The 19,678-nt window shown below is 67.3% G+C and carries 19 protein-coding genes; 9 read left to right on the top strand and 10 right to left on the bottom strand.

From position 1 onward, the window contains the following. The first annotated feature begins 67 nt into the window (after positions 1-67). Together acnA and AB0H00_RS06300 are read left to right on the top strand one after the other, a co-directional pair. Positions 68-2,962, top strand: a complete 2,895-nt coding sequence (acnA, locus tag AB0H00_RS06305; protein ID WP_357261644.1) for an aconitate hydratase AcnA — start codon at positions 68-70, stop codon at positions 2,960-2,962. A gap of 146 nt (positions 2,963-3,108) precedes the next feature. Next, complete coding sequence (locus tag AB0H00_RS06300) at positions 3,109-3,675, top strand: helix-turn-helix domain-containing protein (protein WP_357261641.1); 567 nt, start codon at positions 3,109-3,111, stop codon at positions 3,673-3,675. A 10-nt stretch (positions 3,676-3,685) separates the two neighbouring features. Here AB0H00_RS06300 and AB0H00_RS06295 read toward each other — a convergent pair whose 3' ends face one another. Beyond that, on the bottom strand, positions 3,686-4,480 hold the full coding sequence (locus tag AB0H00_RS06295) for a hypothetical protein (RefSeq protein ID WP_357261638.1): 795 nt from the start codon (positions 4,478-4,480) through the stop codon (positions 3,686-3,688). Positions 4,481-4,629: 149 nt separating this feature from the next. After that, positions 4,630-5,136, bottom strand: a complete 507-nt coding sequence (locus AB0H00_RS06290) for a MarR family transcriptional regulator (protein ID WP_357261635.1) — start codon at positions 5,134-5,136, stop codon at positions 4,630-4,632. Positions 5,137-5,285: 149 nt separating this feature from the next. On the opposite strand from AB0H00_RS06290, the gene AB0H00_RS06285 reads away from it, so the two are divergent. The 3 genes from AB0H00_RS06285 (at position 5,286) to AB0H00_RS06275 (ending at position 7,581) form a co-directional block, all read left to right on the top strand. Continuing rightward, complete coding sequence (locus AB0H00_RS06285) at positions 5,286-5,708, top strand: cupin domain-containing protein (protein ID WP_357262423.1); 423 nt, start codon at positions 5,286-5,288, stop codon at positions 5,706-5,708. A 443-nt stretch (positions 5,709-6,151) separates the two neighbouring features. Further along, on the top strand, positions 6,152-6,607 hold the full coding sequence (locus tag AB0H00_RS06280) for a hypothetical protein (protein ID WP_357261632.1): 456 nt from the start codon (positions 6,152-6,154) through the stop codon (positions 6,605-6,607). Between the two features lie 44 nt (positions 6,608-6,651). After that, positions 6,652-7,581, top strand: a complete 930-nt coding sequence (locus tag AB0H00_RS06275) for a hypothetical protein (RefSeq protein ID WP_357261629.1) — start codon at positions 6,652-6,654, stop codon at positions 7,579-7,581. On the opposite strand, the gene AB0H00_RS06270 is transcribed toward AB0H00_RS06275, so the two are convergent. From AB0H00_RS06270 to AB0H00_RS06260, 3 genes are all read right to left on the bottom strand, one after another. Then, positions 7,575-8,147: a dihydrofolate reductase family protein gene (locus AB0H00_RS06270; protein ID WP_357261626.1), complete on the bottom strand. Its 573-nt coding sequence runs from the start codon at positions 8,145-8,147 to the stop codon at positions 7,575-7,577. The two genes, AB0H00_RS06275 and AB0H00_RS06270, sit on opposite strands and share 7 nt — an antisense overlap. A gap of 119 nt (positions 8,148-8,266) precedes the next feature. Further along, positions 8,267-8,500: a helix-turn-helix domain-containing protein gene (locus AB0H00_RS06265; RefSeq protein ID WP_357261623.1), complete on the bottom strand. Its 234-nt coding sequence runs from the start codon at positions 8,498-8,500 to the stop codon at positions 8,267-8,269. A gap of 81 nt (positions 8,501-8,581) precedes the next feature. Beyond that, on the bottom strand, positions 8,582-10,213 hold the full coding sequence (locus tag AB0H00_RS06260) for an ABC-F family ATP-binding cassette domain-containing protein (RefSeq protein WP_357261620.1): 1,632 nt from the start codon (positions 10,211-10,213) through the stop codon (positions 8,582-8,584). 171 nt (positions 10,214-10,384) lie between these two features. On the opposite strand from AB0H00_RS06260, the gene AB0H00_RS06255 reads away from it, so the two are divergent. Further along, the gene (locus AB0H00_RS06255; protein WP_357261617.1) at positions 10,385-11,149 is read left to right on the top strand and encodes an SDR family oxidoreductase; all 765 of its coding nucleotides are present in this window, start codon (positions 10,385-10,387) and stop codon (positions 11,147-11,149) included. A gap of 210 nt (positions 11,150-11,359) precedes the next feature. Here the strand turns inward: AB0H00_RS06255 and AB0H00_RS06250 are convergent, their stop codons facing one another. Then, a complete protein-coding gene (locus AB0H00_RS06250; RefSeq protein ID WP_357261614.1) occupies positions 11,360-13,567 on the bottom strand; it encodes an MMPL family transporter in 2,208 nt (735 codons plus the stop codon). Positions 13,568-14,165: 598 nt separating this feature from the next. Between AB0H00_RS06250 and AB0H00_RS06245 the strand changes: the two genes are divergently transcribed. Both AB0H00_RS06245 and AB0H00_RS06240 read left to right on the top strand, forming a co-directional pair. Beyond that, entirely contained in the window at positions 14,166-15,254 is a 1,089-nt protein-coding gene (locus tag AB0H00_RS06245) for a lycopene cyclase family protein (RefSeq protein WP_357262420.1), read from the top strand. 22 nt (positions 15,255-15,276) lie between these two features. Next, positions 15,277-16,209, top strand: a complete 933-nt coding sequence (locus tag AB0H00_RS06240; protein ID WP_357261611.1) for a Ku protein — start codon at positions 15,277-15,279, stop codon at positions 16,207-16,209. 100 nt (positions 16,210-16,309) lie between these two features. Here AB0H00_RS06240 and AB0H00_RS06235 read toward each other — a convergent pair whose 3' ends face one another. Then, positions 16,310-16,690 (bottom strand): nuclear transport factor 2 family protein, encoded by a 381-nt coding sequence (locus tag AB0H00_RS06235; RefSeq protein ID WP_357261608.1) that lies wholly within the window; start codon positions 16,688-16,690, stop codon positions 16,310-16,312. Between the two features lie 87 nt (positions 16,691-16,777). On the opposite strand from AB0H00_RS06235, the gene AB0H00_RS06230 reads away from it, so the two are divergent. Then, positions 16,778-17,578 (top strand): helix-turn-helix transcriptional regulator, encoded by an 801-nt coding sequence (locus AB0H00_RS06230; RefSeq protein WP_357261605.1) that lies wholly within the window; start codon positions 16,778-16,780, stop codon positions 17,576-17,578. Between the two features lie 24 nt (positions 17,579-17,602). Here AB0H00_RS06230 and AB0H00_RS06225 read toward each other — a convergent pair whose 3' ends face one another. The 3 genes from AB0H00_RS06225 to AB0H00_RS06215 form a co-directional block, all read right to left on the bottom strand. Further along, complete coding sequence (locus AB0H00_RS06225; protein ID WP_357261602.1) at positions 17,603-18,223, bottom strand: hypothetical protein; 621 nt, start codon at positions 18,221-18,223, stop codon at positions 17,603-17,605. Between the two features lie 582 nt (positions 18,224-18,805). Further along, positions 18,806-19,135 carry a metalloregulator ArsR/SmtB family transcription factor gene (locus tag AB0H00_RS06220; RefSeq protein WP_357261599.1) on the bottom strand — a complete coding sequence of 110 codons (330 nt, stop codon included), beginning with the start codon at positions 19,133-19,135 and terminating at the stop codon, positions 18,806-18,808. Beyond that, positions 19,125-19,556, bottom strand: coding sequence for an SRPBCC domain-containing protein (locus tag AB0H00_RS06215; RefSeq protein ID WP_357261596.1), 432 nt, complete (start codon positions 19,554-19,556; stop codon positions 19,125-19,127). Before AB0H00_RS06215 ends, AB0H00_RS06220 begins: the two co-directional genes overlap by 11 nt. Between the last annotated feature and the right edge of the window lie 122 nt (positions 19,557-19,678).

Genomic DNA, 19,678 nt, shown 5'->3' with positions numbered 1-19,678 from the left:
ACCTCCGAAGACTCGGTCGCCGGCACAGCCCTGCCGGCGGCCACCCGCACAGACGAGTGGAGCTGACGTGACGACAAGTATCGATACTTTCGGCGCCAAGGGCACCCTCGAGGTCGGAAGCGACTCCTACGAGATCTTCCGCCTCTCCGCCGTGCCCGGCACCGAGAAACTCCCCTACGCACTGAAGGTCCTCGCGGAAAACCTCCTCCGCACCGAGGACGGCGTTAACATCACCGCCGATCACATTCGCGCCATCGCGAAGTGGGATCCGTCGGCCGAGCCGAATACCGAGATCCAGTTCACCCCCGCACGCGTCATCATGCAGGACTTCACCGGCGTGCCGTGCATCGTCGACCTCGCCACCATGCGCGAGGCCGTCGCCACCCTCGGCGGCGACCCGGACAAGGTGAACCCCCTCGCACCCGCCGAGATGGTCATCGACCACTCGGTCATCATCGACGTATTCGGCCGCGCCGACGCCTTCGAGCGCAACGTCGACATCGAATACCAACGCAACGGTGAGCGCTACCAGTTCCTGCGCTGGGGCCAGACCGCGTTCGACGACTTCAAGGTCGTTCCACCGAGCACCGGCATCGTGCACCAGGTCAACATCGAGCACTTGGCCCGTGTCGTCATGGTCCGCGACCGCCCGAGCGGGTCAGGCCCGGAGGACGCAGCCGCGGGCGTAACCACGCAGGGCCCCCGCTCGGGCGGCAACGTCATTCGTCAGGCCTACCCCGACACCTGCGTCGGCACCGACTCGCACACCACGATGGTCAACGGCCTCGGCGTCCTGGGTTGGGGCGTCGGCGGCATCGAGGCCGAGGCGGCCATGCTCGGCCAGCCCGTCTCGATGCTGATCCCGCGCGTGGTCGGCTTCAAACTGAGCGGCGAGATCAACCCGGGTGTGACCGCGACCGACGTCGTGCTCACCGTCACGGACATGCTGCGCAAGCACGGCGTGGTGGGCAAGTTCGTCGAGTTCTACGGCAAGGGCGTCGCCGAGGTGCCGCTGGCCAACCGCGCCACTCTGGGCAATATGAGCCCCGAGTTCGGTTCCACGGCGGCGATTTTCCCGATCGATGAGGTGACCGTCGAGTACCTGCGCCTGACCGGTCGTTCCGACGAGCAGGTCGCGCTGGTCGAGGCCTACGCCAAGGAGCAGGGCCTCTGGCACGACGCCGACAAGGAGCCCGCCTACTCGGAGTACCTGGAACTCGACCTGAGCACCGTGGTGCCGTCCATCGCGGGTCCGAAGCGTCCGCAGGACCGAATCCTGTTGTCGGAGTCCAAGACCGCCTTCCGCAAGGACATCCACAACTACACCGATGACGCGGTCACCGGCCCGGCCGCCACCACACCGCACACGCACCTGGACGAGGCCATCGAAGAGTCTTTCCCGGCCAGCGATCCGGCGGTGCTGTCCTTCGCCGACGACGACGCCGTGTTGGCGTCGGCCGCGAACGGCGCCCAGGGCCGTCCGTCGAAGCCCGTCAAGGTGCAGACCGAGGAGTACGGCGACTTCGTGCTCGACCACGGCGCGGTGGTGGTCGCCTCGATCACCTCCTGCACCAACACCTCCAACCCGTCGGTCATGCTCGGCGCCGCCCTGCTCGCCCGTAACGCGGTGGACAAAGGCCTGACCCGTAAGCCGTGGGTGAAGACCTCCATGGCGCCGGGCTCGCAGGTCGTCAACGGCTACTACGAGAAGGCGGGCCTCTGGCCCTACCTGGACAAGCTCGGCTTCAACCTGGTCGCCTTCGGCTGCGCCACCTGCATCGGCAACACCGGCCCGCTGCCGGAGGAGATCTCCAAGGCGGTCAACGACAACGACCTCACGGTCACCGCGGTGCTGTCCGGCAACCGCAATTTCGAAGGCCGCATCTCCCCCGATGTGAAGATGAACTACCTGGCCTCCCCGCCGCTGGTGATCGCCTACGCGCTCGCGGGAACCATGGACTTCGACTTCGAGCACGACGCCCTCGGCCAGGACAACGACGGCAACGACATCTTCCTGAAGGACATCTGGCCGTCGCCGCAGGAGATCCAGGACACCATCGACCGGGTCATCAGCCGCGACATGTTCCTCGAGGACTACAAGGACGTCTTCAAGGGCGACGAGCGCTGGCGCAGTCTGCCCACTCCGGAGGGTAAGACCTTCGAGTGGGTAGAGCAGTCCACCTACGTGCGCAAACCCCCGTACTTCGAGGGTATGCCGCCGAGCCCGGAGCCGGTTACCGATATCAAGAGCGCCCGCGTGCTCGCGCTGCTGGGAGACTCGGTCACCACCGACCACATCTCCCCCGCGGGCAACATCAAGCCCGGCACCCCGGCCGCGCAGTACCTGGAGGCCAACGGCGTCGAGCGCAAGGACTACAACTCCTACGGTTCCCGGCGCGGTAACCACGAGGTGATGATCCGCGGGACCTTCGCCAACATTCGGCTGCGTAACCAACTGCTCGACGACGTCTCGGGTGGCTACACCCGTGACTTCACCCAGGAGGGCGGGCCGCAGGCGTTCATCTACGACGCCGCGCAGAACTACCAGGCCGCGGGCATACCGCTGGTCGTGCTAGGCGGCAAGGAGTACGGCTCGGGTTCCTCGCGTGACTGGGCCGCCAAAGGCACCCGCCTGCTCGGCGTGAAGGCCGTCATCACGGAGTCCTTCGAGCGCATCCACCGCTCCAACCTCATCGGCATGGGCGTCGTCCCGCTGCAATTCCCCGCGGGCGAGTCGGCCGCGTCGCTGAAGCTGGACGGTACCGAGACCTTCGACATCGAGGGCATCACCCGGCTGAACGAGGGCGTCACCCCGAAGACGATGAAGGTCACCGCTACCAAGGAGAACGGTGACAAGATCACCTTCGACGCGGTGGTCCGGATCGACACACCCGGTGAGGCCGATTACTACCGCAACGGCGGCATCCTGCAGTACGTGCTGCGCAATATGATTCGCGGCTGAGCTGTTTCGCTGACCGTCCGCCGTCCGCCGGTTCGCGCCGAGGGCGGACGGCAGAACCGCCGTAGAGGATCCGCGCACCGCTTCCGTGGTGCGCGGACCTCTCCGCATTCCGCTTCGCGCCGCCCGCTTCGTTCGGAGGAGCCCCCATGCCAAAGGTCAGTGACGATCACCTCGCCGCCCGGCGCAGCCAGATTCTGGACGGAGCACGCCGCTGCTTCGCCGAATACGGCTACGACGGCGCCACCGTGCGCCGTCTGGAGGAGGAGATCGGGCTATCGCGGGGCGCCATCTTCCACCATTTCCGCGACAAGGACGCGCTGTTCCTCGCCCTCGCCCAAGAGGACGCCGAACGCATGGCCGAGGTCGCCGCCAACCAGGGCATCGTGCAGGTGATGCGCGATATGCTCGCCCACCCCGAGCAGTTCAACTGGCTCGGAACACGCTTGGAGATCGCGCGGCGACTGCGCACCGACGCGGAGTTCCGCGCGGGCTGGACCCAGCGCTCCGCCGAACTCACCGCCGCCACGCTGGCCCGCCTGGAGCGCCGCAAAGCCGCAGGGGCACTGCGCGACGACGTCCCCACCGACGTCCTGCTCGGCTACCTCGATCTCGTCCTGGACGGTCTGATCGCCCGGATCGCCTCCGGCCACACCAATGAGAACCTCACCGCCGTACTGGATCTCGTCGAGGCCTCGGTCCGCCGCAAGCACTGAGCCGCCCGAATCAGAACGCCGCGTTCAGGTAGTTCGCCGCGTGCGTCGTCCACGACACGTTTGTGCCTGGCATGCTCCGGCTCGCGTAGAGCACATGCTGGCCGTCGGGTGGCGGGGTCAGATAGCCGACGACGCCACGAACCGCGGTGGCGTAGCGGTCGAGGTTGGCGATCGGATCCCGCATCAGCACTTCGAGTAGTTCGGCGAAGATCAACGGCGCGACGTCGCCGATTCGGGCGCCCTCGACGAAGGAGAACGGCGAGACGCCGGCGTCGATGATGCGCAGGGGCGAGTCCGCCGGGGACGCCGTGATGATGTCACCAGGGTTCGCGTACTCGCGGACCGCTACGGAAGCGGGCCAGGAGCCGCGCTGACCATGCAGGCCGAAAGTCGAGGGCGCGCAGAGGTTTCCCACCGACTCGCCCGCTCGCCGCAGTGGGTTGGCGATGTTCACGGCGAACGCGATTTCCAGCGGCGTGCCATCGGTGTTCTTGTACTTTCCCGATCGGACGCCCTCCAGGATCCGGCTCGCGCAGATCCCACCGAGCGAATAGCTCAGCAGACCACAGACATTCGGTGACTCCTGGATCGCCCGCACCCCCGCGGCGATGCCCAGCCGCACCGATGTGTCCAGCGAGGGCCCCCCTACGTTCGGCGCAGGACCTACAGAGGCGGGCCAGTCCGGTTCGAAAGAGCTGAACCGGCTGGTGTCGAGCAAGGTAGTGACGTAGTGCACCATGCCCGCAGGCGCGCCGTCAGGGTTCCGCGGCTCACCGGTGCCACGGAACGTGATGATGTCGATCATCGTGACCTCCTCGCGCACCGCACCGACCTTCGGTACGGAATCTCACGGTAGATCCCTGCGGCACAGCACGTCTCGAGTAACGGGCTACCTCGTCGCGACACGCGTTTCGCCACGCGGAAGCGTGATCCGACGGGAGAACGCCCCGGTGGCTACTCGCCCGGCTCCATGCTGCTGAGCAGCACCCGCACGATCCGGTCCAGTTCGCGCCGGTCGCTCGGGGCGAGCACGGACAGCAACCTGGTTTCGTTCGCGGTGTGCTCGGTGACGACAATGTCGATCAAGTCCCGCCCGGCGTCGGTCAGGGCAACCCGGATCGCGCGGCGATCTCCGACGTCCGCGATGCGACGCACCATCCCGGCCGCCTCCAGCCGGTCCAACCGTCCGGTCATGCCCGCGCGCGAGAGCATGAGCGTGGCGGCGAGCACCGATGGGTTCAGCTCGAACGGCTCGCCCGAACGACGCAGGGCCGCAAGCACATCGAACTCGCCACGTTGCAGGCCGTGCTTGCCGAACACCGCCTCGATCTCGCGCTGCGCCACCACCATCAGCCTCCCGAGACGGCCCAGCACGGCCATGGCCTCCAGGTTCAGATCCGGTCGTTCGCGTCGCCACTGAGCCTCGATCGCGTCGATCGGATCAGATATCTGCTCCGTCATGGGCAAGATTTTATTCACTGGGATATAGTTTGATAGCGAATTATCAATCACCGAACTAGCTGGAGTCGGAAATGATCATCACCCCACGTAAGGACATCGCGATCCGTCAGGCGGAAGACGCCGAGACGTTGGGCTCCGAGTCGGTCACCATGCGCCTGCTGATCGATGCCGAGGAGGCAGGCGGCGCGCTGAGCAACCTCGAGGTCACCATGACCCCCGGTGCCGACGGTGCGGCGCCGCACTACCACACCCAGTCGGATGAGCTGTTCTACATCGCCGACGGGGAACTGCAGCTACTGGCAGGCAATCGAATTGTGACGGTCGGCGCGGGGGGCTCGATCGTCGTGCCGAAGCTCATGCCGCACGCTTTCGGCGCCACACCGGACAGCTCGGCGCGGATCATGATCACGCTCATGCCGGGCGTACAGCGCTTCGAGTATTTCCGACTGTTGGACCGAATTGCCAAGGGCAATTCCACGCTCGCCGATCTCGCGGCATCCCAGGAAGAGTTCGACAACCACTTCGTCGACGCCCCAGCCTGGTGGGCGGAACGAAACGCGAACCGATGCTGAGCGGCCGCGCGCCGGTCTGAGAAATCTGCCGGCGCCACTCGAAACAGTGGCGCCGCGGCGGATGTTCGCAGCGCGGATGCCATGCTCCTCGGACCGTTCGAGCACGCCGCCCGCAAACTTGTCGCGCCACCGGCCGAACGCCGCACCGAACTCGCCGACCGCACCGCCCCACTCGCCGCCCGTCGAGGGTACACACGGACGCACGACCGCCAATACCGAGCTACGAGCGCTGATCTCACACCCCGGCGAGATAGCTAGAAGATTGCGCCACGGCAATTCCTGGTCTGCCGAAAAATTTCGGTGCTAGTCCCTCTCACACCGGAATTCGGTTTGCCACAGGCCGTGAAATCTCTCGATCCGAGCCGATAGTCGCCCTTCCCGCGATATGATCACTCACACGCCAGGGGGTCGTGGCAAATCGTGAGCAGATCGGAGAAACGGCTATGACCGACGGAATCCGCCTTCCCGGGACCGCGCCGAAGGGTGATCGTGTTCCTCCGCTGCAGGGTCTGCTGGTAGCGGAATCGGACCGCGAGATCACCGTGCGCGTCGCCGAGGGAACGTGGACGTTCTGTCGGTCCGACGTACTGCGGGTGGTGGATTCCGCGGCGGCGCACCCCGATCAAGGCGGCCGTCCGGTGCTCGTGGACATCCGCGCGGGCGCCACCGCCGACTTCACCCGCCGACTGCGCATCGATCTGGTCGATCGGCCGATGACCATCCCCGAGACGCCGTCCGAGGCGCTGGGCGACGACCAACTCCGCCAGCTCACCGAAATCTGGGCCGACCGTATGCAACTCGTCGACTGCCCTGGATCGAACGGCGCGACGTTCACCTACTGCCAGACCAAATCGTCCGACGGCAGCGACGACGGCATCAACTGCGACAGTCTCGACTGAACGGCCGGCACATGGCGGCACGCCGGAAGGGTTCGATCCTGATCGTGTCCGAATCCGATGATCTGCACGGCTCCGCGATGGCGGCGACGTTACGAGAACATCACGGGCTCAGCCCTGTTCAACTCGACCTACGCGATTTTCCGCGCGAGGCCGGCAGCTTCCGGCTCGACCGTCTCGGTACCGCGCGCTCGCTTTCACACCTGATGGGACTCGACGACGTCCAATCGGTCTGGTGGCGTCGCCCGCATCCGGCCCGGGTGCCCGCCGGGGTGCGTGCCTCGGACAACGACTTCCGGCAGTCCGAATGCGACGGGTTCATCCAGGGTCTGCTCTGGTCGATCCCGGCCTACTGGGTCAACGATCCCGGCGCCGGCCGTACCGCGAGCCGCAAGATCGTGCAGCTGGAGACGGCGCTGCGGGCCGGGTTCACCGTGCCGGAGACGCTGATCACCAACGACCCGGAGGAGGCGCGCACCTTCGTCGAATCCCGACCGGGCCCGGTGGTTTACAAACGTACCGGCACCAGCCGGGCCGAGTTCGCCGAGACGAGGATCATCACCCGAGACGATTTCGGCAGGCTCGCCGCGATCCGCTCGGCGCCGACCACCTTCCAGGACTACGTCGACGCCACCTGCGACCTGCGTGTGGTTTGGGTGGATGGTGTCGAATGGACTGTTCGCATCGACTCGCAGGCCGGCGTCGGCAAGGTCGACTCCCGCCTGGACACGTCGGTCGATTTCGTTCCCGACCACCTGCCCGCAGCGGTGAGCAAGTCGCTCGCGACGCTGATGGGGGCACTCGGTCTGTCCTTCGGCGTCCTCGACATTCGGCTCGGCCGCGACGGCGAGTACTACTTCCTCGAGGTCAACCCGCAGGGCCAGTTCGCCTATCTGGAGATCAAAACCGGCCTGCCGATCTTCCGCAGCCTGGCCAATCTCCTGGTGCACGGCGACGGCATGGTGGCGGGCTACTGATTCCGGCGATAGATCTGCAGCACCACACCCGACTTCGGGAAGGGAACGGCATCCACCAGCCGCAGCTGTCGCGGCGCGACCTCGTCGAACAGCCGACGGCCCGCGCCAAGCAGCACCGGAAAGACCAGCAGCCGAAGCTCATCCACTGCTTCGAGGCGGAGGAACTCCTGTGCAGTGCGCACACCGGCAAACACGACCACCGGTTTGCCCGGGGTGTTTTTCAGGGCCGTGACCTCGCCGGGCAGATCGGCGCCGATCCGGCGGGCGGGTTCCCATGGCAGCTCCAGGTCGGGCCGGTGCGACAGCACCAGTTTGGGCAGCTCGTTGACCAGCGGCGCGAGCAACGCGTCGCCGGGTGTCGCCGGATTCCGTTGCGCGTCCGGCCAATACCCGGCGAGCAGCTCGTAGGACGTGCGCCCGAAGATCTGGGCGTCGACGCCGCCGAGCAGCTCGGCCAGATAGGCGTCCAGCCCGGGGTCGTCGACCTCGATCCAGTCCAGTGCGCCGTCCGGGCCGGCCGCGTAGCCGTCCAGTGTCACCATGATCTGCAGCAGCAGGGTCCGCACCGCGAGGTTCCTTCCGTCGGCAACGTGCTTCGACAATGCAGACGGCTCCCGGGACGCGAATTCATCGCGGTGCCGGCGAAAATCTCACCACCGACGCCGATTTGGCGTCTTCCGAGACCCTACTGCCTCTTGCGGCGATTCGCCCCGCCACGACTGCGGAGCTGCACATGCGACTCCACCAGCACGTTATGGACGAAGCCATAGGAACGGCCGGTGGACCGCGCCAGTGACCGGATGCTCGCACCCGCCTCGTATTGCTTCTTCAGCTGGGTCTGTAGGCGGTCGCGTGACTTCCCGGTGACACGTGTGCCCTTACCCAATGTGGCCTTGCCTTGTGTGGGTCTGTCGCTCATGGCTTCCTCCGAGTCGCCGAGCAGCGTCTTTCCAGGCTAAGCACTCAGCAGGCCATGATCAACGGGTTCGTGTGATGAAACTCACGCGAGCTGAATAAGTTCCAGGTATTCGGCCGACCAATGGTCTTCCGTCCCGTCCGGAAGCAGAATCACCCGTTCCGGAGACAGCGCCTCCGCCGCGCCGGGGTCGTGCGTCACCAGCACGACCGCGCCCGCGTAGGTGCGTAAAGCGTCCAGCACCTGCGCCCGCGACACCGGATCGAGGTTGTTCGTCGGCTCGTCCAGCAGCAGCACGTTCGCCGCCGAGGAGACCAGACCGGCCAGCGCAAGGCGGGTCTTCTCACCGCCCGACAAGGTGCCCGCGGGCTGCTCCAGCTGCGGACCGGAGAACATGAACGCACCGAGCAGCCCCCGCAGATCCTGCTCGCCGGCGTCCGGGGCGGCGTGGCGGATGTTCTCCCACACGGTGGCGTTGTCGTCCAAGGTGTCGTGTTCCTGGGCGAAGTACCCCACCTTCAGGCCGTGCCCGGGCACCAATGCGCCCGCGGTCGGCTGTTCCGCCCCGGCCAGCAGGCGCAGCAGTGTGGTCTTGCCCGCGCCGTTGAGCCCGAGCACCACGACCCGGCTCCCCCGGTCGATCGCCAGGTCGACGCCGGTGAAGATCTCCAGCGAGCCGTAGACCTTGGTCAGGTTCTCGGCAATCAGCGGCGTCTTGCCGCAGGGCGCGGGCTCTGGGAACTTGATCCTGGCAACCTTGTCCGCGACGCGCACGTCGTCGAGTTCGGCCATCAGGCGGTCTGCGCGCTTGGCCATGTTCTGTGCCGCGGTGGCTTTAGTGGCCTTCGCGCCGAGCTTGGCCGCTTGCGCGCGCAGCGCGCTCGCCTTCTTCTCGGCGTTCGCGCGCTCGCGCCGACGGCGCTGTTCATCAGTGGCACGGGCGTCCAGGTACTTTTTCCAACCCATGTTGTAGACATCGGCCTCGCCGCGCACCGCGTCCAAGAACCACACCTTGTTGACCACGTCGGCGAGCAGCTCGACGTCGTGGCTGATCACAATCAGCCCGCCGTCATGGCTCTGCAGGAAGCCGCGCAGCCAGGTGATCGAGTCGGCGTCGAGATGGTTGGTCGGTTCGTCCAGCAGCAGGATCGTGTCCGAGCGGCCGCCACTGCCGTCGGAGGCCGCGAACAGGATGCGGGCCAATTCGATTCGGCGGCGCTGACCGCCGGACAGGGTGCGCAATGCCTGGCCGAGCACCCGGTCGGGTAGGCCGAGGCTGTGGCAGATGCGCGCCGCCTCACTCTCGGCGACGTAGCCGCCGAGTGCGGAGAAGCGCTCCTCGAGCCTGCCGTACTTGCGGACTGCCTTCTCGCGCTCTTTCTCGTCGGCGACCTCGGCCATCAGCGCCTGCTGCTTCTCCATGTCGCGGATCAGCGTGTCCAGGCCGCGCGCAGACAGCACCCGGTCGCGGGCCAGCACGTCGAGGTTGCCCTCACGCGGGTCCTGCGGCAGATACCCGACATCGCTGGAACGCAGAATCTTTCCCGCGTATGGCTCGCCCTCACCAGCCAAGATACGCAGCGTAGTGGTCTTGCCGGCACCATTGCGCCCAACCAGCCCGACCCGGTCGCCTGCCTGCACCCGCAGCGCCGGTCCTGGGGCCGACAGCAGGGTGCGGACGCCGGCCCGGACCTCCAGGTCGGTCGCGGTGATCACAAACTTCTCCTCGAGGATTGGTGGTGCTGGACGGTTGCTGCACGATTGTGCGACCCGACGCGCACAGGAACCACCGATTTTACCCGGGACGAACGGCCGCCCCGCCATCCAGCCTCGCGCATGTGACGGCAGTAACGAAATGGACCGACAGCTGCGCTAGCGTGCCATGGCATGAGTACTGATCTTTTAGGCAAGAGCGCTCTGGTCACGGGGGCCAGCCGCGGCATCGGCAAGGCGGTGGCAGCGGAGCTGCTGAGCCGCGGCGCGAATGTGTTGATCACCGCGCGCAAGAAGGAGCCGCTGGAGGAGGCGGCCACCGAGCTGCGCGGTTCGGGCCACCAGGGCCAAGTTGTCGCGCTCGCAGGCAACTCCGGCGTCGCGGAGGATCGGGCGGCGGCGGTCGAGCGCGCGGTCGCGGAGTTCGGTTCGCTGGACGTCCTGATCAACAACACCGGCATCAACCCCGTGTTCGGCTCGTTGATGGAGGCCGACTTGGACGCGGTGCGAAAGATCTTCGACGTCAACGTGGTCGCGGCACTCGGTTATGTCCAGGAGGCATTCAAGGCGTGGATGCGCGACCACGGCGGCGCCGTGGTCAACGTGGCCAGCGTGGCAGGCATCCGTTCCACCGGCGTCATCGCCGCCTACGGCGCGTCCAAGGCCGCACTGATCCGCCTTACCGACGAACTCGCCTGGCAGCTCGGACCGAATATCCGGGTGAACGCGGTCGCTCCAGGCGTGATCAAGACCAAGTTCGCCGACGCGCTGTACTCGGCCGACGAGAATCAGGCCGCGAGCGGGTACCCGATGAAGCGGCTCGGATCGCCGGAGGATGTGGCGCGTCTGATCGGGTTCCTGGTTTCGGATGAGGCCGCGTGGATCACCGGCGAGACGGTGCGGGTCGACGGCGGGCTGCTGTCCACCGGCGGACTGTAACGATCCGCCTACACACAAGCAACTGCCCTGCCGGCACGCCCAGCGCGTCGGCGTGCCTGCAGGGCAGAAATTTCTCGACTGCCTTGGCGCCGACCGCGCCGGCGGCGGTCACCGTGCCACCACGACATCCTTCCTCGTTGTCACTCCCGAGCGGCCATCCCACCCCGTACGGCCTCCTCAGGCTCCCCGCCCGGCCTTACCGGCCGCGGGTCAGAGCCGGACGGGCCGGCGCCAGTCCGCTCGATCGGGTGTCACGAGTGTGGATGCCCCCTCGATGCCGAATCGCCGGTACAGCTTGCGCAACGGTTCCGGCGCGTACCAGTTCCAATCGCCCAGCAACTCCATGGCCGCGGGCAGCAGGAATCCCCGCACCAGGGTCGCGTCCACCAGCACCGCGAGCGGCAAGCCGATGCCGAACGCCTTCATGAAAGTGATGTCGGAGGCGAGGAAACCGAGGAACACCAGCGAGATCAGTACCGCCGCTGCCGTGACGATCCGGCCGATCCGTTCCAGTCCCGAGGTGATCGCCAACGCATTGGATCTGGTGCGCCGATACTCCTCGCGGATGCGGGCCAGCAGGAACACCTGATAGTCCATGGCGAGGCCGAACGCCACGCCGAACAACATGACCGGCACCGTCGGCGGCAGGTCATCGGTGACGGTGAAGCCGAGGAGCCCGGACAGGTGCCCGTCCTGGAAGATCCAGACCAGCGCGCCGAAGGTCGCGGTCAAGCTCAGCACGCTGAGCACTACCGCGAGCAGCGGCAGCACCGCACTGCCGGTGAGCACGACCAGCACGACCAGCAAGATCGGCACGACGAAGGCGAGCGCGTACGGCAGCACCGATATCACCGAGTCGATCGCGTCCGCGTTTGCCGCCGCCACGCCGCCGACCAAGACCGGTGTGGCGGCGGGTGTGGCACGAACGTCGCCCGAGATGCGGTTCAGCACAACGGGGTCAGTCGTGTCCGGAACCACCGCGAGGTAGGCAGCGTTCACCGCGCGATAGCGATCATTGGCCGGGGTGGGTGCGGCGAGCAGGCCGCCGTGGCTGTAGCTGCCGGTGGCGGTATCGACCCGGTGAACGTTCTCGATCTTCGACAGCTTTCTGGCGTAGGCGTCCAACCCCGCTGCGCTGTAAGCGCTCTCGGGCAGTACGGCGAACAGCCCGTTCTGCTCGGTGGCGGCGAAATCACGCTGGATCGTCTCGGTGATCTGGCGGTTGTTCATCGACTCCGGCAGCGAACGTTCGTCGGGGAAACCGAGATTCACACCGAGGAACGGCGCGCCGAGCACGAGCAGCAGCCCGATGATCGCGACGCCGATGGGCACCGGCCGCATCATCACGAACCGGGCGAGGCGATGCCAGGCGCCCTCGCCCGCGGCGGGCCGCGCGGCGCGCAGGAACCACCACAGCCGGCCGCTGTCGATCCTGGTGCCGAGCAGGAACAGGATCGCGGGCAGCACCGTCAGCGCGACGGTCGCCGCGATCACCGCGACCGCGAGCCCCGCGTACCCCATGGACCGCACGGCAGGCAGTGGGAAGAACAGCAGACCCGACAGCGCCACCGCGACGGTGACTGCCGAGAACACGACGGTGCGGCCCGCCGAGCGCATCGTCTCGACCACCGCGGCCGCGGGCTGCTGCCCGGCGACCAGTTCGTCGCGGTATCGGCTGATGATCAGGAGGCTGTAGTCGATCGCGAGGCCGAGCCCGAGCAGGGTGGCGACGTCGGTCGCGCTCGCCGCGAGATCGGTGACGCTCGCGATCAGCGACAACGCGCCCACGGTGATCAGCACTGTGACCATGGCGACGGCCAGCGGCAGGCTGGCCGCCACCAGACCGCCGAAGACAAGCAGCAACGCGACCAGCGTGAGCGGGAAGGCAATGGACTCGCCGAGGACGACGTCCTTCTGGCTCTGTTCCACCGTCTCGTGCAGCAACATCGCGTAGCCGCCGACCCGTACCTCGAGCGGGCCGTGCGTGCCGCCGAACCGGTTGGCGAGATCACCGACACGCTTCTGGACTTCCGCTTCCTCCCCGAGGACGCCGGCCATGATCAGGCCCTTGGTGCCGTCGGCGCTGCGTAACCCGGGTGACTTGTCGGTCCAGTACGAGGTGACGCCTACGACGCCTGCCGCGGACGTCAGCTCGGTGACCAGCTTCGTCGCGGCGGTGACAGAGGCGTCGTCGTCCACCGAGTCGCGCGTCTGCACCAGCAGCACGAGATTCGGGGTGGCCTGGCCGAACGTTTCGCGGAGGACCGTTGCCGCCTGGCTTGATTCGCTGCCAGGGTCGATGTAGCCCCCGCCCTGCATCTTGTCGAACAATGTCACGCTGAGCGTGCCCATCACCAGCGCGAGTATCGCGAACCCGCCCAGGATCCACCGGCTGCGCCGCCTGGTCAGCTCGACCACTGCGTCCCCCTAACTCGTTCCGCCGCACCGTCCTCGTACTCGCGCGGTGTCGCCGGTTCGCCTAACCTGCCCGGCGGACCACGACAGCACACCGGTACGCCGAACACCTCCTGCTCCTCGACACCGGGGCCGGGTGCGTGCGCCAGCGCCCAGGAATCCTAGCAACGCGGGTCGAAATTTCGGTGGGCGAGAACACCTTCCGCGCGATGCCGACGGGCGGAAGGTATCCCTTCGAGTAGCGCGATCCGTTGTCCACCGCTGGTGAACGGACGGGTCGGGGTTCCCCGAGTCATAGCGGACGAGAGCCGAACGGCGATTTCGCACGCCAGAGACCCGTCCGAAGGCTCGCTCGTTCACCGTTTCCGACGGGGCGGCGCCCCCGTCGGCTCGGCGGGAGGCCGGACCGACCTCGCCCGCGGCTGATTCCCGCGCCGGTAGGGCTATGAGCTCCGCTCGCACAGCACGGAGCCGAACACCTGCGGGAGCGCCCGTCGGAGCGAACGTGGCGGCTAAGCTCCGACCACCGAGCGAGCGAAAGGGGCGGACCAGACATGCACCGAGGCGCAACCCGCACGGCGCGAGCGGGCCACGGCACGGCGTGACGCCGGACCTCGTTGTCTGCGGGCTCGGCCCGGCCGGTCGCGCCCTCGCACACCGCGGCCTGGAGCGCGGACTCACGGTCACCGTCGTCGATCCCCTGCCGGACCGCCCGTGGACGGCCACCTACGCGGCGTGGGCCGACGAGCTGCCGGACTGGCTTGCCCCGGAGGTCGTCGCCGCGACGGTGCGTCGGCCGATGGCTTGGGGAGTTCGCGCGCACCACCTCGACCGCGCATATGTCGTGCTGGACACCGCGCGGCTGCGCGACTCCCTGCGCCTGGCCGGTGCACAGGTGATCGCGGACCGAGCGGTGGACATCACAGGCGACAGTGTGACCCTCGCGTCGGGCACGCCGCTCACGGCCGGACGGGTGATCGATGCGCGTGGTGTCGCCCGCTCCCCCACGCGTGCCGAGCAGACCGCCTACGGGTTGATCCTGGACGCTGAGCGTTGCGTGGGCCTGGAGCCGCTGTTCATGGATTGGCGCCCCGACCACGGCGCACCGCCCGACGCGCCACGCTCGTTTCTCTACGCGGTACCGCTGGGCGGCGGTCGGATGCTGCTGGAGGAGACCTGTCTGGCCGGGCGGCCGGCGCTCGCGGGCGTCGAGCTGCGTGAGCGCCTGCGTCATCGCCTACGCTCCCGCGGCATCCGGCTCACCGGCACGGAGCCGGTCGAGCGGGTTCGCTTCCCGGTGCAGGGCGGACGGCCGAACCACCACACGTTCGGGGCGGCCGGCGGTTTCCTGCATCCCGCCACCGGCTACAGTGTCGCCGCCGCGCTGGCCGCGGCCGATACGGTGGCGGCGGGTCAGGACGTGTGGCCAACCTCAGCGCGAGCGGTCTACCATCTGCGCGCCGCCGGATTGCGGGCGCTGCTGGCCCTGCCGCCTACGGATATCCCACTGTTCTTCGACACGTTCTTCACCCTGTCTCCGGCCGCGCAACGCGCGTATCTCTCAGGTCGCACCGACCTACACGGCACCCTCGCGGCGATGCGCTCGCTGTTCACGGCCCTGCCCTGGCCGCTGCGACGGCGCGTCGCCGCCGCGACACTCGGGATTCCGGTTCACTCGCGCGGTTCGTAGGGGTTCGGCGATGATGGAGGGCATGAGATCGATCTGGAAGGGCTCGATCGCATTCGGGCTGGTGAACGTCCCGGTGAAGGTGTACACGGCCACCGAGGACCACGACATCCGATTCCATCAGGTGCACGCCAAGGATGGAGGCCGGATCAAGTACGACCGTGTCTGCACTGTGTGCGGTCAGCCCATCCAGTACGCCGATATCGACAAGGCCTACGAGTCGCCCGACGGCGACAAGGTCATCCTGACCGACGAGGACTTCGCGAAACTTCCCGCGGCGGAGAAGCACGAGATCCCGGTGCTGCAGTTCGTGCCATCCGATCAGATCGAGCCGATCCTCTTCGACAAGAGCTACTACCTGGAACCGGATTCCAGCACGCCGAAGGCATACGTACTGCTGGCCAGGACGCTGGAGCAGGTCGACCGCACGGCGCTGGTGCACTTCACGCTTCGCCAAAAGACCAGGCTCGGGGCATTACGCGTCCGCGAGGGCATCTTGGTGCTGCAGACGCTGCTGTGGCCGGACGAAGTCCGCGCCGTCGACTTCGAATCCTTGGACGGCGTCGCCGAACCGCGGCCGCAAGAGATCAAGATGGCCGAGACGCTGGTCGAGGCCATGTCCGACGACTTCGACCCGGACCAGTTCACCGACGAGTACCAGATCGAGCTGAAGCGCCTGCTCGACGAGGCGATCGCCAGCGGCACCGGAAAGGTGCCCGAGCAGCCCGAGGCCGTGCCCAGCGCGATGGACGCCGAGGTGGTCGACCTCGTCGCCGCGTTACAGCGCAGCCTAGAGGCGAGTGGACGCCGTTCCGCGGGCGCCGAGACCCCCGAAAAGGTCGAGCCGAAGAAAGCGGCGAAGAAGACCGCGTCCAAGAGCGCCGCATCGAAGAGCGCGACGAAGAAGGCGCCCGCGAAGAAGACCGCCAAGAAGTCCGCGGCCCGCAAGGGCGCGTGACCTTGCGGGCCGAATCCTGTTGGACACCGGAGCCGCCGCGGAGCTCTGTCGGGCGGCGAAGCGCACGCTGATCCACCGGAGACGGCCACGGCGCACCACGTCAGAACATGCCGTGCGGGATCAGGTCCGGATCCGGCACCGGCTGCAGCACATCCCAGTGCTCGGTAATCTTTCCGTCGACCAGTCGCCAGACGTCGACGACGGCGACGCCGCGCGGATCGTCCTCCGGAATCATGTGGTAGTGCACGACGGCGTACTCATCATCGGTGATGACGCGTTTCACGTCGATCCGAGCCTTCGCGACCGGAGAGCCGGCCACGAACTCGATGAACGGGTCTCGGCCCGAGGGGTTTCCGGGACTGTGCTCGCGGAAGTCCTCGTGCAGCGCCGCCCGCAGGACCTCGAGGTTGCCCTCAGCGAACTGCGCGAGAGCGTGCAAGACGAGATTCTTGTTTCGGATGGCGGGGGTGTCGTTGGTCATGCCGCCACCGTCGCAGCCGGGGCCGCGCACTGTCGATTACCAGGCATGTAATGGTGGCTCGGTCGCCCATGCGGCGATACTGGCGCAGTGAACCACAATCGCCCGGTCGGCGAACAGTTGCGTGAATGGCGAAGGCGGCGCGGGCTCAGCCAGCTCGAGCTGTCGTTGCGCGCGGGCACGTCGGCGCGGCATGTCAGCTTCGTCGAAACCGGCCGCACCGTCCCGAGTCCGCCGATGCTGGAGCGGCTGGCCGAACAGCTGAACATTCCGCTGCGCGAACGTAATCAGCTACTGGTGGCGGCCGGGCATGCGCCTGCCTACCGGCACACGCCGCTGGACGACCCGAATCTCGCCGACGCGCGCGCAGCCGTGCGCCGGGTGCTCTCCGGCCATGAGCCGTATCCGGCGCTGGCGGTCGACCGCCGCTGGAACCTCTTGTTTGCCAACGCGGCCGCCCGAGTCTTCCTGGACGGCGTCGATCCCGCACTGCGTGAGCCCCGTGTGAACCTTATGCGGATCGGCCTGCACCCCGAAGGTTTCGCGGCACGCCTCGACAATCTCGACCAGGTGCGCGCCTTTCTGCTCCCTCGGCTGGCCCGCCAGGCGGCGCAGACCGGAGACCCCGAGCTCGGCGCGCTGCACGACGAACTGAGCGCGTACGCGCCCACCGAGCCCGTCCGCCTCGACCGAGCCGACATCGCACTGACGATCCGCATTCGGCACGGGGACGCGCAACTGTGCTTCTTCAACACCATCACAACATTCGGTGCGGCGTTCGACGTGACACTCGATGAGATCGCCGTCGAAGCCTATTTTCCCGCGGACCGATCGACATCCGACTATCTGCATGCTTTGGCGCGCGACACGTCCGCGACCGCGCCCGGGTAGCCGTCCATCGGCGCAGTCGGCACCTCAGCTCGGCGCCGCGCGGGCCTGGCCTTCCTCGAAGAACTCCAGCAGTGCGGCCACGGTATTCACCTCGTCGCGGGGACGCAGCGCGCCGAACGGGGCATTCCAGAAGTCGCCGGCGCACGGTGTCGATGGCCCGACGTAGGCGTACGGACCTGGGTGAGCCTCATCGCCGGGCGACACCCCATAGTTGACGTCGGTGACGGTGCTCGCCAGATCGAAGTGCTCCGGCCACAGTACCGGCGACACATCCGGCGCCAGACAGCGTAAAGCTCTGTCCCCCAGCACAAACCACTCTTCGATCAGTCCTGCCGCCGAGATGTCCACCTCGAGCGGCGCATCGGGGTCGGCGCCGGTCATTTCCGCGTACGCCCCCTCCGGCGCTCCCGGTTCGAAGCCCGCCGCCTGTGCGACCTCTCGGAAAGTCCCCTGTAGTCGCGCTCGCCCTTCCGGCCACGCCAGTTCGGTGCCGATGACCGAGAACGGCCACCGCACGCCGCCGAATCCCCCCTGCACGATCCGCAGCCGGGTGGTGCCGAACTCTCGATACTGCGGGCCCGCGATCAACAATTCCGCGGTCGCGTGCAGCGCCTGCCGGGACCGCAGGTACGTCTTCTCGTCCACTCCCGCATCATCGCTGCTGCGGACACCGGGCCGCATGCGTTTCGCCCGACTGCTGGTCCAGCCACCGCGCGCAACCGGCACCAGCCCGCCGCAGCAGACGACGACCATCCGTAACCAAGCCGCCCGCTGAGCGAAGGAACCCGACGGACCAATCGGTAGCTCCGCCTCGTCAACCGATGGCCATGTCGCGCACCGGCGAGGCGCGGTAGTAGTGACGACCGTCCGCGACTTCGGTGCGGGGGACGAACCGGTGATTCCTCTGCGTACTTCGCCGGGACTGTGCTCGACTCGCGACAGGTCGCGCCTCTTCGACGACCGAAGCTGCCACGGCACGCTGGTCACCATCACCCTGGGTTCGAACAGCAGGCGCGCCTTCAACCGCAGCGAGCCGCATAAGCCACCGATGACAGGGGGTCACTGGCGAAGATCGGCAGCGCCAGCCGTTTGGGCAGATCGCATCAAGAAGTGGCCCGCATGGCAACTGTGCCGCTACCGCCTGCGAGTGATACGCGCCACCACCACCGGACGACCTCGCCAGCTTGCGTGAGCCGGTCGGTGGACGTGCACAGGAGGCCACCGACCTCAATCGTCGAGGTGCTTACGCAAGGCGTCGAACCGGCCGTCCCAGTCGCGGGCCAGCGCGGCCAGAAACTGTTGTGCCACTTGCATCGGAGCTGAGCGAAGCCGGTATCGGACCCGGCGACGCTCACCCGGTTCGGCCATGACGAGGCCAGCATCCGCCAGCAGGGCGAGGTGTTTGGCGATCGCCTGCCGAGTAATCGGCAAGCGATCGGCCAGATCCGTTGCCGTGGCCGGGCCGCCCGCGGCCAGCGCGGCGAGGATGCCACGCCTGCTCGGATCGGCCAGGGCGATGAACACCTGTTCGGCGATCGCCTCGATGTCAGGCGGCATTGAGGTATTCGACCAGTTCACCCAGCTCGTTCGCCCAACCGTCGGTATTGCCGTCGAATGCCTCGCGGTAGTCGTCCGCCGGCAACTGGGCAAAGCCGGATTCCACCATGGTGAGCCGCGTCCCCGCGTCTACCGGTTCCAGGGTGAATTCCACATAGGTGCGGCGCGGGTCGTCGTCCGGCAGACCATGGATAGGCCAGGTGAAGCCGAATACCGACGGCTTCTCGACCCGCTCGATGCGCATATCGGCCTTGTGGCCGTTCTTCCATGTCATCTGCGCGGCGCCGCCGGGACGCAAGTCGATCGCCGCCGCGTGACCGAACCACGTGCCGAGGCCTTCGGCCGTTGTCAACGCGGTCCACACTGCGGCCGGTGGGTGTGCGAGCTCGACCGTCCGCACAATCTGGTCGGGAAATCCCATGACAGCCTCCAACAAGTAGCAACCATAAAGTTGCTACTCACATTATTGCAACCGTTCGGTTGCGTCAAGCGGAGCTCCAAGACGGCTACAGCTGATTCCGGCATCAGCCACGGAGTACCGGT

Source organism: Nocardia sp. NPDC023852, assembly GCF_040639505.1.
Lineage (GTDB): Bacteria > Actinomycetota > Actinomycetes > Mycobacteriales > Mycobacteriaceae > Nocardia.
The sequence above is the reverse complement of the archived record's forward strand: the minus strand, read 5'-3'. Positions and strand labels throughout refer to the sequence as shown.

What these genes read in the sequence shown, in the direction of transcription:
- AB0H00_RS06300 (WP_357261641.1), top strand. Translation starts at nt 3,109, where the DNA reads ATGCCAAAGGTCAGTGACGATCACCTCGCCGCCCGGCGCAGCCAGATT.
- AB0H00_RS06295 (WP_357261638.1), bottom strand. Translation starts at nt 4,480, where the DNA reads ATGATCGACATCATCACGTTCCGTGGCACCGGTGAGCCGCGGAACCCT.
- AB0H00_RS06290 (WP_357261635.1), bottom strand. Translation starts at nt 5,136, where the DNA reads ATGACGGAGCAGATATCTGATCCGATCGACGCGATCGAGGCTCAGTGG.
- AB0H00_RS06285 (WP_357262423.1), top strand. Translation starts at nt 5,286, where the DNA reads ATGCGCCTGCTGATCGATGCCGAGGAGGCAGGCGGCGCGCTGAGCAAC.
- AB0H00_RS06280 (WP_357261632.1), top strand. Translation starts at nt 6,152, where the DNA reads ATGACCGACGGAATCCGCCTTCCCGGGACCGCGCCGAAGGGTGATCGT.
- AB0H00_RS06265 (WP_357261623.1), bottom strand. Translation starts at nt 8,500, where the DNA reads ATGAGCGACAGACCCACACAAGGCAAGGCCACATTGGGTAAGGGCACA.
- AB0H00_RS06255 (WP_357261617.1), top strand. Translation starts at nt 10,385, where the DNA reads ATGAGTACTGATCTTTTAGGCAAGAGCGCTCTGGTCACGGGGGCCAGC.
- AB0H00_RS06240 (WP_357261611.1), top strand. Translation starts at nt 15,277, where the DNA reads ATGAGATCGATCTGGAAGGGCTCGATCGCATTCGGGCTGGTGAACGTC.
- AB0H00_RS06235 (WP_357261608.1), bottom strand. Translation starts at nt 16,690, where the DNA reads ATGACCAACGACACCCCCGCCATCCGAAACAAGAATCTCGTCTTGCAC.
- AB0H00_RS06220 (WP_357261599.1), bottom strand. Translation starts at nt 19,135, where the DNA reads ATGCCGCCTGACATCGAGGCGATCGCCGAACAGGTGTTCATCGCCCTG.
- AB0H00_RS06215 (WP_357261596.1), bottom strand. Translation starts at nt 19,556, where the DNA reads ATGGGATTTCCCGACCAGATTGTGCGGACGGTCGAGCTCGCACACCCA.